The following is a 13,513-nucleotide window of genomic DNA, read 5'->3' on the forward strand; positions in this document are numbered from 1 at the left end:
GCATCACATGCGAGCTGTCAGGAATTCGCCATTTGCCGGCGTGATTTTAGCCAAGGCGGCATTTTTCAAAATCAACGAAAAGAATAACGACACAGACAGTCGCGATACCGATACCCGGCTTTTTGCGCCCCCGCGCCGGCGTTAAGGAACCGCGCAAGACTCCTTTTATGATTTCGGCCTATTCGTCTTCCAATGCGTAGGTCGAGTTTTAGTAAAATTGTAGCTGTTTCCGTGCTGCTGGCGCTTTCGGCCTGCGCGACGGCGCCCAGCCACATCAACAATGTCTGCGCCGTCTTCGACCAGAATGACGGCTGGTTCGACAACTGGCAGTCGGCCGCCGAGCGGACCGAGCAGAAATACGGCATTCCCGTTCCCGTGCTGATGGCGACGGTGCGCAAGGAATCCGGCTTCAAGAGCAATGCCCGCCCGCCGCGCACCAAGCTGCTCGGCTTCATCCCGTGGAAGCATGTCTCGAGCGCCACCGGCTACTCGCAGGCGCTCGACGGCACCTGGTCGCAATATCAGCGGGAGACCGGCAACTGGGCGGCACGCCGGACGCGCTTTACCGACGCCGTCGATTTTGTCGGCTGGTATCATTCCAAGACCGCTGACACATACGGCGTCGCCCGCAACGACACCTACAATCTTTACCTCGCCTATTACCTCGGCTGGACCGCCTATGGCCGCGGCAATCGCGGCGACGCCGGCGTTCAAAGCTACGCGCGCGCCACCGATCAGATGGCGCGCGATTATCAGGCGCAGCTACGGCAATGCGGAAACTAGCTGCTTCCGGGACTAGTGCCGCCTCGTCCTGTCTTTTGGCCCTTTGACACCGGTTTCGGAAGTCTCGTCGCGCACTTTGTTGCGACGACCTCGCATTCCGGCCTGGTCCTGCTCCACGGCGTCGCCGATCTCGTCCGCTTCCGCGGTCGAGGATTTGCCACGCGGTCTGTTGGGCGCCGCGCCTGTCGACCCCGGCCCGGTGCCGTGCGCATCTTCCGGCACGCCTTCATGCGCGGCATGTTCCTTGTCGAACTTGATGACCGGCTCCATCTTGGCCAGCACGTCGTCCGAAAGCCAGCACAGGCTCGTATGGCCGCCGCCGAGATCCTTCACCGGCGGCACCTTCGTCTCGCACAGATTGTCCGGCACCAGCTTCTTGTAACCGCAGCGCGTCTGGAACGGGCAGCCTGTCGGCGGGTTCATCGCCGACGGGATGTCGCCTTCGAGCACGATGTGCTTCTTGACCACGCTGGTGTCGGCGATCGGGATCGCCGAGAGCAACGCCTCGGTGTAGGGATGGTAAGGCGGCGAGAAGATCTGGTCCGTCGTCCCCTGCTCGACGATATAGCCGAGATACATGACGACGACGCGGTCGGCGATGTAGCGCACCACCGACAGGTCGTGGCTGATGAACAGCATCGTCGTCTTGTTCTTGCGCTGGATATCCATCAAGAGCTCGGTCACCGCCGCCTGCACCGAGACATCGAGCGCGGAGACCGGCTCGTCGGCCACGACCACCTTGGCATCGCCGGCAAAGGCGCGCGCGACGCCGATGCGCTGCTTCTGGCCGCCCGACAGCTGGCGCGGCTTGCGGGTCTCGAAGGCGCGCGGCAGCTTCACCAGGTCGAGCAGCTCCAGCATGCGCTGGCGCCGCTCGGCGACATTCTTGCCGACATTGAACTTTTCCAGTGTGCGGATGATCTGCGATCCGACGCTGTGGCTGGGGTTCAGCGTATCGAACGGGTTCTGGAACACCATCTGGATCGACGAGACGGTATCGACGCCGCGGTTCTCGATGCCCGTCGACTGGATCTCCTTGTTGGCCAGGGTCACCGTGCCGGAGCTGGCGGTCTCCAGGCCGAGCAGCACCTTGGCCAGCGTCGACTTTCCGCAGCCGGACTCGCCGACGATAGCCACCGTCTCGGATTCGCGCGCGGTGAACGAGATCGTCTCGTTAGCCTTGACGACCCGGCCTTCGCTGGAGCCGAACACCTCGCTGCCGCCGACCCTGTAGTATTTCTTGAGGTCCTGGATCTTCAGCACCGGCGCGCCGGGCTCGACCTTTTCGCTGACCTTCTTGGCGCCGGGCGGCAGCGCCTCCCAGTCGATCTCGTTGAACCGCACGCAGCGCGAGAAATGCCCCTCATGGCCCTCGACCGGGATCATCGGGATTTCCGCGGCGTTGCAGACGCCCTCGACGAAATGGTGGCAGCGCGGCCCGAAATTGCAGCCCTTCGGCCGCTCATGCGGCAGCGGCAACTGCCCAGGAATGGAGATCAGCGGCCGTGAATTCTTGTCGGCGCCGGGCAGCGGGATCGAACGGAACAGCCCTTGCGTATAGGGATGGCGCATCCGGTCGAACACGTCCTCGATCTTGCCGGTCTCGACCGCCTCGCCGGAATACATCACCGTGATCTTGTTGCAGGTCTCGAGGATGAGGCCCAGATTGTGCGACACGAAGATCATCGAGGTGCCGAACTTCTCGCCGAGCCCCTTGACCAGCTCGACGATGCCGGCCTCGACGGTGACGTCGAGCGCGGTGGTCGGCTCGTCGAGCAGAAGCAGCGCCGGCTTGGACAACAGCGCCATGGCGATGACGATGCGCTGCTGCTGGCCGCCGGAAAGCTGGTGCGGATAGGAACGCATCATGCGCTCAGGGTCGGGCAGCTTCACCGCCCGCACCATCTCCAGCGCTCTGGTGTAGGCCTCTTCCTTCGACACCTTGTCGTGGATCAGCGGCACTTCCATCAATTGCTGGCCGATCTTCATCGCCGGATTGAGGCTCGCCATCGGCTCCTGGTAGATCATGGCGATCTTGTTGCCGCGGATGGCGCGCAGCTCTTCCTCGGAGAGCTCGCCCATATCCTTGCCCTGGAACTTGATCTTGCCGCCGACGATCTTTCCGATGTTGGAGAGGTCGCGCATGATGCCGAGCGACACGGTCGACTTGCCGCAGCCGGACTCGCCGACGATGCCCATCGCCTCGCCGGGCATCACCGTGCAGGAAAAATCCATCACGGCCGGGATCTCGCCCTTGCGGGTGAAGAAGGAGATTGAGAGATTCTCGATCTCGATGATCGGCTGACCGGTCGCCTTGGCTGGATCTCGAACTGCCTCGTTCATGGGTCGCTCCAATCCTTGGTTCTTGGCAAGTAGGGCCTAAGACCCCGCCATCAATCCTTCATCGACTGTTCGCGCAGTGAGTCCGCCAAAAGGTTCAGCCCCAGCACGAACGACATCAGGGCAATCGTCGGCGGCAGCGCCGGGTGTATGAAGGAACGCAGCAGCCGGCTGGCGTCCTTGATCGCGGTGCCCCAGTCGGGGCTTTCCGGCGCCAGGCCCAGGCCGAAATAGCCGAGCGTTCCGAGCAGGATCGTCGTGTAGCCGATGCGCAGGCAGGCATCGACGATCAGCGGACCGCGCGCATTGGGCAGTATCTCCCACAGCATGATGTACCAGGGCGATTCACCGCGCGTCTGCGCCGCCGCCACATAGTCGCGCGTCTTGATGTCCATTGTGAGCCCGCGCACGATGCGGAACACACCGGGGCTGGAGGCGAACACCACCGCCACGAAGATGTTGAGCTGGTTGGGATCGATGTGGACGATCTTGAGCGGATCCTTGTCGAAGACCAGGCCGGTATAGATCCAGCCGCCGACGACCAGCGTTATGCCGAGCAGGATATAGAGCCGGTCCGGCCGGTTCTTGTAGCGGGTCCAGAACAGCACGCAGAAGAAGATGATCGGGAACAGGAAGAACAGTCCCGCCATCGCATAGGGGATCGGCGTGTCCATGATGCCCGGCGTCACCAGCAGGTAGAACAAGAGGATAACCGGGAAGGCCAGCACCAGGTTGGCAAGGAACGACAGCAGCGTGTCGATCTTGCCGCCATAGTAACCGGCCGGCAGGCCGAGCGTGATGCCGACCATCAGCGCGAAACCGGTGGCGGCCGGCGCGATGATCAGCACGATCTGGCTGCCATAGACCATGCGCGAGAACACGTCGCGGGCAAGCTTGTCGCCGCCGAAATAATAGACGAGCTTCGACGCCGGCTCGATCGCGCCGGGCAGCGTGTCCTTCATCACCGAGACCTGCGCCAGCGGATCGAAGGGCGAGATGGTCGAGGCGAAGATCGCCGTGAACAGCCAGAACAGGCAGATGAAGACGCCGGCAATGCCGACGCCGCTGTCGAAGAGCTGGCCGTAGAGTCCCAGCCGCTTCTTGTAGGTAAAGCTGGCGCCCATCACCAGGATGAGGGCGACCCACACCGGCCAGAACCGCCAGAGCACGCCGAGAACCACGTCGAAGGCGCTGATATATTCGGTTTGCATCGGCCCTGCCCTCTACTGAACCCGGATACGCGGATTGAGAAACGCGTAGCCGACATCGGAAATGAGCTGCGTGATCAGCACGATGAACACCGAGACCAGCGAGCAGCCGAGCAGCAGGTCGATGTCGTTGTTGCCGGCGGCTTCGACCAGCGTGTAGCCGAAACCCTGGTAGCGGAACATCACCTCGACGATGACAACGCCGGTGAGCAGCCACGGGAACTGCAGCATGATGACGGTGAATGGCGCGATCAGCGCGTTGCGCAAGGCGTGCTTGATCACCACGCTGCTGAAGGACAGGCCCTTCAGCCGGGCGGTGCGGATATATTGCTGCGTCATCACCTCGACCATCGAGGCGCGTGTCATGCGCGCGATGTAACCGATGCCGTAGATCGCCAGCGTGATCACCGGCAGGGTGAAATTGTAGAAGGTGATGCCCTGGCTGGCGGACGCAGCCGAGCCGTTCAGCCAGCCGAGCCAGGATGCGAAAATGACGGTAAAGATGACGCCGGACACATATTCGGGCGTCGCCGTCGAAGCGATCGAGGCGACGGACAATGTCCGGTCCGTGCGTGAGCCTTCGCGCATGCCGGCAAGAATGCCGATGAGCAGCGAGATCGGCACCATCACCGCCAGCACCCAGAACATCAGCAATCCGGTGGCGCCGAGGGCCGGGAAGAGTTTCGCGGCGACGGTCGTCTTGAATTTGGTCGAGCAGCCGAAGTCACCCTCCAGCACGCCGGAGAATTTCGGCTCCGTCGGATCGTTGCAGAAGGAGAAGCGCTGCGTCGTCTTGCCGGTCGCCGGATCGGTGATCGGGTGCTTTGGCACGACGCCAAGCCACTGGCCGTAACGCACGAAGAAGTTCTGCCGGTAGCCATGATTGACCAGCCAGCTTTCAAGCTGGTCGGCGGGCGTGTGCATCTCGGTCTGGCTGATCGCCAGCTTCTTCAGATTGGGCTCGAGATTGACGAGGAAGAAGACGACCAGCGTCAGGCACAGCATCGTAAGCAGTATCGTTCCGATGCGTCTGGCGATGAATGAGAACATGCGCACCCCCTGCCGGCCGGGTTGGGGTCAGATACGTTCAACCCTGTTTCGTAATGCGGATGACGCCCCGCCACCGCTGCAGGATATGCAACGGCGACGAAGCTGCAAATACGAGGGGCGGCTGCCCCTCGTATTCATCGCGCCATGGATCACGCCTGGTCGAGCCAGACCTTGCCGAAGTCGTGCTCGTAGGTGGGGTGCATCGAGTGATTCTTCACCTCGGGCTTGATGTTGATGTAGAGCTTGCGCCAGTAAGGCTGGATGATGATGCCGGAATCCTGCAGGGTCTGCTCGATATCCTTCATCACAACCTTGCGCTTCTCCGCATCGGCGATGCCGAGCGCCTCGTTCACCTTCTTGTCGAAGTCCGGATTGGCATAGGCCGTCTCGTTCCACGCTTCACCGGTGCGGTAAGCGATGGCGATCACCTGGATGCCCAGCGGGCGCATGTTCCAGTTGGTCTCCGAGAAGGGATACTTGGTCCAGTCGTTCCAGAAGGTCGAGCTCGGCAGCACCGTCCGCTTCACCTTGATGCCGGCTTCGCGCAGCTGGGCCGCGATCGCGTCCGTGGTGTTCTTGTGGTAGTCCTCGTCGTTGCTGATCAGCTCGTGCTCGAAATCGATCGCGCCGGCTTCCGTCAGCATCTGCTTGGCCTTGGCGATGTCGCGCTTGACCTCGGGCAGCTTGACATATTCCGGATGGATCGGCGCGACATGGTGGTTTTCGGCCGGCGTGCCGGCATTGCCGTAGCCGAGCTGCAGCACGGTGGCGTTGTCGACGGCGAGCAGCATCGCCTGACGAACCTTCTGGTCGTCATAGGGCTTTTTGCCGACGTTGAAGCGCGACACAACCGTGGCGGCCGTCACGACTTCCGAAACCGGCGCGCCGACATCCGCGATGATCTTGATGTAGTCGGCGGTGGTTTCGTGGTTGGTCTGGACTTCGCCCGACTCGAAAGCCGAGACGGTCGCCGCCGGATCGGTGCCGTAGTCGATGAACTCGACGCCGTCGAGGAAGGCCTCGCCCTGCCACCACTTGCCGGTCGTGCGGCGCTTGTAGACCACTTTCTGACCGACGTCGTAGGAGACCAGCTCGAACGGACCGGTGCCGATCGGGCAGTTCTTGAAGTTGGCGCCCTTCTCGTCGAAGGTCTTGTGCACGACCAGCGCCGGGTAGTCGCACAGGTTCGGGATGATGGCGATGTCGGGCTTGGTCAGCTTGAGCTTGACCGTCATGTCGTCGACCTTGACGACGGAGCCCTCGCGCAGCTTCTTGGACGTCTCGTCGACCAGGCTGCCGAGGCGGCCAGGCATCGAGTTGCCTTCCGCGCCCTTGTCGGCCCAACGGGTGAAATTGTAGATCACGTCGTCGGCGGTGAACTTGTCGCCATTGTTCCATTCGACGCCCGGCCGCACATGGAGCGTGTATTCGGTGGCGTCGTCATTGATGTCCCAGCTTGCCAGCAGGTACGGCGCGAAGGTGTATTCCTTGGTGTATTTCACCAGCGGCTCGAGCGCCTGGCGCTCGGCATTGGAGATTTCGGACCAGTCGGCGGTGCGCGGATCCTTCGGGTCCTTGATGGACATCGCGACCTTGATCACGCCGCCCTTCTTGCCCTGCACATCCTCGGCCCTGGCCGGGGTCGGATCGGCGAGGCCGAGCATGCCATAGGCCATTGCCGTCGATGCGCCGAAGACGCTGGCCAATGCCAGGAATTCTCGACGGTCCACATTGCTGCCCGTCTTGGCTTCTTCGGCCATTTTCAGGATGTGATCCGGAACACGATCACCGTTGCTCTTATAGATTGCCATGACTTACTCCCATTGTTGGCTTTCCGCCTTTTAACATTCCGCATCCAGACCGCGTTGTCAAAAGACGGTGTGGAGCAGGAACATGCTAGGGAATGTGCATCTTTGGTGGCAACCCGGTTCGCGCGATAGCGACAGTCTTGACGCAAATTTGTTATCGCGACGCGGATTTCCCAAAAAATCGCCGCGACCGATTAAATCAATACATTTTATGCGGATAAAGGCCCCGCGCCCGTGGCGCGCAGGCAGGGAAACGGCGGCGCGGCCTCAATATTCGCGTTCGTAGAAGACGCCGCCCTTTGCTTCGCCGGCATCATTGGCCTCGCCGCGCAGCTTCACGCCGCGACCGACATTGAGGTCGATCGTGGCCTTGCCGGAGCCCGGCTTGTCGCCCTTCTGTATGGTCACATAGGTGCGGTCGTTGAGGTACTTGCCGGCCGAAACCGCGGTGCCGCCCTTCTCGTCCGTCGTCACGTCGAGATCGTCGACGCCGATGGCGCTTTGCAAATTCTCGAGCAACGAGGTCGAGCCGCCGACGCCGGCCAGTTGCGCGGCCGCGCTTGCAAGTTGCGCGATCTGCAGCGGCGACAGTTTGGACATGGATTGACCGAAGATGAGCTGCGCAAGCACCTCGTCCTGGGGCAGCGCCGGCACGGAGGAGAAGGTGAATTTCGGATTGGTCGCCTCGCCCGACACGAGGATCGTGACCGTGGCGCTGCTCGTCGTGGTGGTCGCCGTCATGTTGAGATAGGGCACCAGCGAACCCTGGAACCCGATCGTGCCCTCGGTGAAGGTCAGCCGCTTGGAGAGGATGATCAGCCGTCCGCGCTGCAGGGTGAAAGTGCCGACCGCCTGCGGCGCCGAAGCCGGCCCTGTCAACTTCAGCGAGCCCCCGAGCTCGGCGTCGACGCCCCTGCCCTGGATGAAGATCTGGTTCGGCGCGTTGACCGTCACATCGAGCGTCAGGCCGCTGCCGCTGTTGCTGCTGCCGCTGGACGTCGCCGGACGCAGCGCCTTGTCCTGCGCCCGCACCGAAGCCGGCGCATTCTTGTGCTTGACGTCCAGCGCCGACAGCGAGCCCGGCAGCTTCTCGGGAACGGTGATGACCGTCCTCGCCAGGTTGACGGTACCCGCGATCACCGGCGCCGAGACGAGCGGCCCCTTGACGGTCAGGTCGCCGCCGAGATTGGCGGTCACCACCCGGCCGTCGGTGTAGCGGCCGTCGGTGAGCTTGATCGACAGGTCGGCCGGGAAGCCTTGCGCCGGCGTGATGCCGACCGTGCCGCTGGCCGAAAGATTGCCTTTTGTCGAAAGCGTGCCGGTGAGCCGATTGATCCTGGCCACGCCGCTCCCGATTGAAACGTCGGCGGCGATGTCGTTCACCGCCAGGCCGGAGCGGGCATCGACCAGGCGGGCGCCGGAGGTGCTCACCGTTCCGCCGATCACCGGCGACGACGCCGGACCACGCACCTGCACGTTGACATTGGCGATTCCGGTCAGCCCCAGCCCTTGCGCGGCGAGCTTCGAGGCAAGGAAGGAGAACGGCACCTTGCCGTTGAAGTCGAGAACCAGGGCCGGCGTGCCCGCCGTCGTCACCGAGCCGCCGCCCTTGAGGCCGAGGCCGGCGCCATCGCTGATATTGGCGTCGAAGGCGAGCTTGTTGCCGGCAAAGGTTCCCGACGACGACACATTCATGCCGCCGAGCCCGGCGCCGCGCGTCTGCGAGGTCTGCACGCCGGAAGCATCGATGTTGAAGGCGACCGAGGGGGCCGCCGGCACGCCGGTGACCTTGACCGTGCCCGAGATCGAGCCGGCCGCGTCGAGGCCCGGCGAAAAACTGTTGGCGAGCGAGATCGGCACCCTGGCCAGATTGGCGTTGATGTCCAGCGCCTGCGCGACCTTGCCCGTCACCGTCGCCGTGCCGCCGCCAAGGTTGAGCACCAGCCGGTCGAGCGTCGTCACGCCGTTGGCGATGGTGACCGTCGAGGTCTGCGCGATCGCGGCCTTGATGCCCTGCACCGTCGCCTGCCCCGATGCGAGCTCGATGGTCGTCGTGCCGTTGGCGACCTTCACCCGGCCGGCCGCCTTCGCCGGGATGTTCTTGACGGTGGCCCCGCCCGAGAAGCCGGTCCAGTCGCCGTCGCGCTTGAGATCGACATCGATGCCGGTGATGGCGGTGCCGCCGGACGTCACGCTCTCGGCGCGCACAGTGCCCGCGATGACGGGTGCTGCCATATAGTTCGCGATCTGCGCGTCGATGGCGACATTCCTGGCCGAGAGGTCGCCGCGCTTGATCTCCGAGGTGTTCGCCTTGATCGCGACATTCGGCCCGTTGGCCGCCTTGGTGAAGGCGATCGTGCCGCGCACATTGCCCTCGGCCTTTTCCAGCGCCAGCGCCGCGAGCGGCCCGATATCGGGCAGGTCGAGCGACACTGTGCCGACCGGCACGAAGGCGTCGTCAAGGGCGAGATCGCCGGAAATCTTGTTCGGACCGAGCGACAACAGAAGCCCGTTGATCGCGCGGCTGCCATCGGTCGTGGCGAGCACCGCGCTGCCTTGCAGGTTCTGGCCGGCGACATTGCCGGTGAGCTGCACATTGGCCGCCGGATTGGCGGCATCGGCCTTGCCGCTGGCCGTCAGCTTCAGCCCGGTGATCTCGCGCGCCGCCACCGAAAGGCGGTCGCTGCTCACCGTCATCGACAGGTCCGGCGCGGTGACCGGGCCTTGCGCATTCAAGGCAAAGGCAATGGCGCCCTTGGCGTCCTTCGACAGCCCCGAAACATCGCTCAACGCACCTCTGATCCCAGCCGCCAACTTGCCGTCGGCAAGGCCTGCCTGCCCGTCGGCGCTGAGCGCGCCCGAATTCAGCTTCAGCCCGTCGACATTGACATTGCCTTTGGCATCGCGCTTCAGCGCGGCGCTCAACTGCGCGGTCTCGCCAAGCATGCCGCGCACCGCAGCCGGCAAGGCGGAAGAAGCGACGTCGGCCTTCATATTGAGGTCGACCACGCCGTCGCCCAGCGATATACGGCCCGCGACCTGGCTGTTGAGCGCATCGCTCGTCAAGGACCCGCTGTTGACGGCGACGGAATCGGTTGCCAGGCGGCCGTTGACCTTGGCCGTGACCTTGCCGGCGATGAGCGGCGCGATCAACTGATTGTCGAGGCCGATCCTGTCCACCGACACCGTGCCGGAAACCTGGCCTGCCCGTCCCCTGAGGTCGAAAGCGTCCGAATGCAGCGCGAGCGTCAGGCCGTCCACCTTGGTCTGGCTGGCCACGATGGACGGCAGGATTGCGGACACATCGAGCCGCGCTTGCGTGCTCTCGCCCACCATCTTCGCCGACAAGGACTGGACCGCGATTTTGACCGGGCTTTCGGCGCTGCCGACCGTCAGCGGCAGGCTGGGTCCGGACGACGTAAGGTCGAGGGAGAAATCGCTGGCGCCGTTGGGGTTGAGGGTACCGGTGGCCTTGCCCGAAATCCCCTGGCCCGAAAGCGTGGCGTGATCCAGGGCCACGCCGTCCGCCAGCGTGTAGCTGCCGGCAGCGTCCAGATCCAGCGGCCCGAGCCCCGCCTGCCGGGTCTGGCTGGTCTGCGCGCCCGCCACCTTCGCGTTGAACTGCACGTCGGGGTTGGACGATGGTCCCGTGACATGTGCCGTGCCTTCCACCGTCCCAGCCCCGTCGAGGCCGGGCACGAAATCATTGGCGAGCGCCACCGGCAGGTCGGCAAGATTGGCCGTCAGGTCGAGGGTCTGACCGGCGCTGCCGGAAACCGTAGCCGAGCCGCCGCCGAGATTGAGCGCTAGCTTCTCGATCGTAGCGACGCCATTGGCGATGGAAAAGCTGGACGGCTCGGCGATGGCCGCCTTGATGCCGCGCACCGTCGCCTCGCCGGAAGCGATTTCCACGCTCGTCGTGCCGTTGGCAATCTTCACCCGCCCGGTGGCGGTGGCCGGAATGCCGGACACCGTGGCACCGCCGGTGAAGTTGGTCCAGTCGCCGTCGCGCTTCAAATCGATGCCGATGCCGCTGATGACCGTGCTGCCGGACGTCACGCTGTCAGCCTTGATCGTGCCCGAGATCGCAGGCCCCTTGAGATAGTTGGCGATCAACGCGTTGACGGTGATCGTCTTTGCCGCCAGATCGCCGCGCGCGATCGACGTGGCGGCGGCATTGATGGTGACGGTTGGCGCCTCGCCCTCCTTGGCGAAGGCGATCGTGCCATTGATATCGCCGGTCGCGGTCTGATTGGCGAGCGCCGCGAGCGGCCCGATATCGGGCACGGCAAGCGTCAGCGTGCCGAGCGGCAGGAACTTGTCGTCGAGCGCGAGATCGCCCGAGACCTTGTTGTCGCCGAGCGCAAGGCTGAGCCCCTTGATCGAGCGCTTGCCGTCGGCGGTCACCAGCGACGCCTCGATATCGAGCGCCTGCCCCTCGGCGTTGCCGGTCAGCGAGACGTTGGCGGTCGGATTGGCGATGTCGGCCTTGCCCTTGGCCGAGAGCTTGATGTCCTTCACCGTGCGGCCGGCCGCCGTCAGGCTAGCGCTGTCGGCGGACACCGTGAAATCCGGCGCCAGGCGCGGACCGGTTGCGCTCAGCGCGAAATTGACCCCGCCGGCAAGCGGCGTGCCGGCGAGCGACGACAGCGACGAGACGTCGCCCAGAGTGCCTTTCACATCGGCCTGGATGTCCGAGCCTTGCGCGCTGGCGGTGCCGCTGGCGCTCAGCGAACCCGAGGTGAGCTCCAGCGAATTGGCGGCGAACGCGCCCTGCGGATCGCGGGTCGCGGTCGCCGAAAACTTCACGCGCTCGCCGAGCAGCGAGCTGATCTGCGGCGGCAATGCCTTCGAGACGGCGTCGGCATTCATCTTCAGCGTCATCGACAGGTCGGCGAGCGAGATGCCTGCCGTCAGCGCGGCATTGAGCGCATCGCTGCGCAAGGTGCCCTTGTCGATGGTCACGGTCTCGCGGCTGATCGTGCCGGAAAGATCGGCGGCAAGCTTGCCGGTCACCAGCGGCGCCAGTGTCGCCACGTCCGTCTTCAGTCCGGCGGCGGCGAGATTGATGCTGACCGGGCCGCTGAGGGTGACGATGTCGAAGCCGTCGGAATGGATCTGGCCCGTAATGTTGTTGAGCTGCGTGCCGCCGACGGCCACCGAGGTAAGCGACGTGCCGATATCGACCATCGGCGCCTTGCCGTCGCCGAAGGCGCGCACGGTCGCCTTCTCGACCGCGACCAGGATGGGAACCGCGCTGTTGCCGACATCGATGGTGACCGGCTTGCCCTTGGCGGAGAGCTCGACCGCGAGGTCGCTGGCGCCCTTCGGATCGACATTGCCGGTCGCGGCGCCGTGCACCGCATCGCTCTCGATGGTCGCGCGCTCGATATCGACCCCGCCCGACGTGGTCGCCGTTCCGGCAAGGTCGAAGCTCGTCTTGCCGGCAAACAGCGCCTTTATCTTTTCCGGCAGGAAGCCTTCGAACTCGCCGTCGCCCTTGGCTTCGATACGATGGCCCTTGTCGGTCAGCTGGTGCCGGCCGGTCAGCTGGCTGACGATCCGGCCATCGACCATGAAGGTGCCGACGCCGCTCCAGTTGGCCAAAGGCCCGCTGCCGGAAACGACGATGTTGACGGGCGGCGCATCCGGCAGCTTGAGCAGATTGGCGATGATGCCGCCGGCCGGCTCCGACGCCTTGAGATCGAGGTCGAGCTTGTTGTCGGCCGGCGCAAAGTGGATCTTGGCGTCGACATTGCCCTGCTTGCCGTCATGGCGGGAGACGTTGAGCACACTCTCGATCGCCAGCGGCGACGGATCGGCCTTGAGCGAGCCCTTGGCGGCCAACTCGGCAATGCCGGAGCCAGCCAGTTCCTGTCCCAGAGCGATCTCCGGCAGGTCGATCTGCTTGACGTCGATCGAAACCGGCAGGCTCGTCGAGCCGCCGCCCTGCGACGGCTGCTGGCTCGGCTGCGGCAGCCGCGCCACCTCTATGCGCTCGGCGGCGAAGCGGTCGGCAGTGAAATTCCGGGAGAGCAGCGCCGTCGGCGACCAGTCGAGCGCTACCTTACGCGCCACCATCCAAGGGCCGGCGCGGTCTTCCAGCACGACGTGGTCCACCCTCAGCGCACCCGACCAGATGCCTTCTATGCCGGCGACCGTGACCTTGCGGTCCTCGTTCGAAGCCATCTTCGAAATCAGGCTGGCGAGATTCTGGCGGCCGCCCTCGGTGCCGGTAAGCACGACCAGCGCGCCGATCGCCACCACCAGCAAGACGAGCAGCGCGTAGAGGCATATGCGGAGAATGCGCCAGGAAATCTTCAT

General features: G+C 64.3%; 6 protein-coding genes. 1 reads left to right on the forward strand and 5 read right to left on the reverse strand.

Translation table 11 applies throughout. The features are described 5' to 3' along the window. Nucleotides 1-192 precede the first annotated feature (192 nt). Entirely contained in the window at nt 193-783 is a 591-nt protein-coding gene (locus tag LB572_RS04215; RefSeq protein WP_224666834.1) for a transglycosylase SLT domain-containing protein, read from the forward strand. A gap of 12 nt (nt 784-795) precedes the next feature. Here LB572_RS04215 and LB572_RS04220 read toward each other — a convergent pair whose 3' ends face one another. The 5 genes from LB572_RS04220 to LB572_RS04240 all read right to left on the reverse strand — a co-directional run bounded on the left by LB572_RS04220 (nt 796) and on the right by LB572_RS04240 (nt 13,513). Beyond that, on the reverse strand, nt 796-3,126 hold the full coding sequence (locus LB572_RS04220) for an ABC transporter ATP-binding protein (protein ID WP_224666835.1): 2,331 nt from the start codon (nt 3,124-3,126) through the stop codon (nt 796-798). A gap of 50 nt (nt 3,127-3,176) precedes the next feature. After that, nucleotides 3,177-4,334 carry an ABC transporter permease gene (locus LB572_RS04225; RefSeq protein WP_140803568.1) on the reverse strand — a complete coding sequence of 386 codons (1,158 nt, stop codon included), beginning with the start codon at nt 4,332-4,334 and terminating at the stop codon, nt 3,177-3,179. A 12-nt stretch (nt 4,335-4,346) separates the two neighbouring features. Continuing rightward, nucleotides 4,347-5,381, reverse strand: a complete 1,035-nt coding sequence (locus LB572_RS04230) for an ABC transporter permease (protein WP_224666836.1) — start codon at nt 5,379-5,381, stop codon at nt 4,347-4,349. 149 nt (nt 5,382-5,530) lie between these two features. Continuing rightward, the gene (locus tag LB572_RS04235) at nt 5,531-7,192 is read right to left on the reverse strand and encodes an ABC transporter substrate-binding protein (RefSeq protein WP_140803572.1); all 1,662 of its coding nucleotides are present in this window, start codon (nt 7,190-7,192) and stop codon (nt 5,531-5,533) included. A gap of 264 nt (nt 7,193-7,456) precedes the next feature. Next, nucleotides 7,457-13,513 (reverse strand): translocation/assembly module TamB domain-containing protein, encoded by a 6,057-nt coding sequence (locus tag LB572_RS04240; RefSeq protein ID WP_224666837.1) that lies wholly within the window; start codon nt 13,511-13,513, stop codon nt 7,457-7,459.

Source organism: Mesorhizobium sp. BH1-1-5, from assembly GCF_020165615.1.
Classification (GTDB): Bacteria; Pseudomonadota; Alphaproteobacteria; order Rhizobiales; family Rhizobiaceae; genus Mesorhizobium.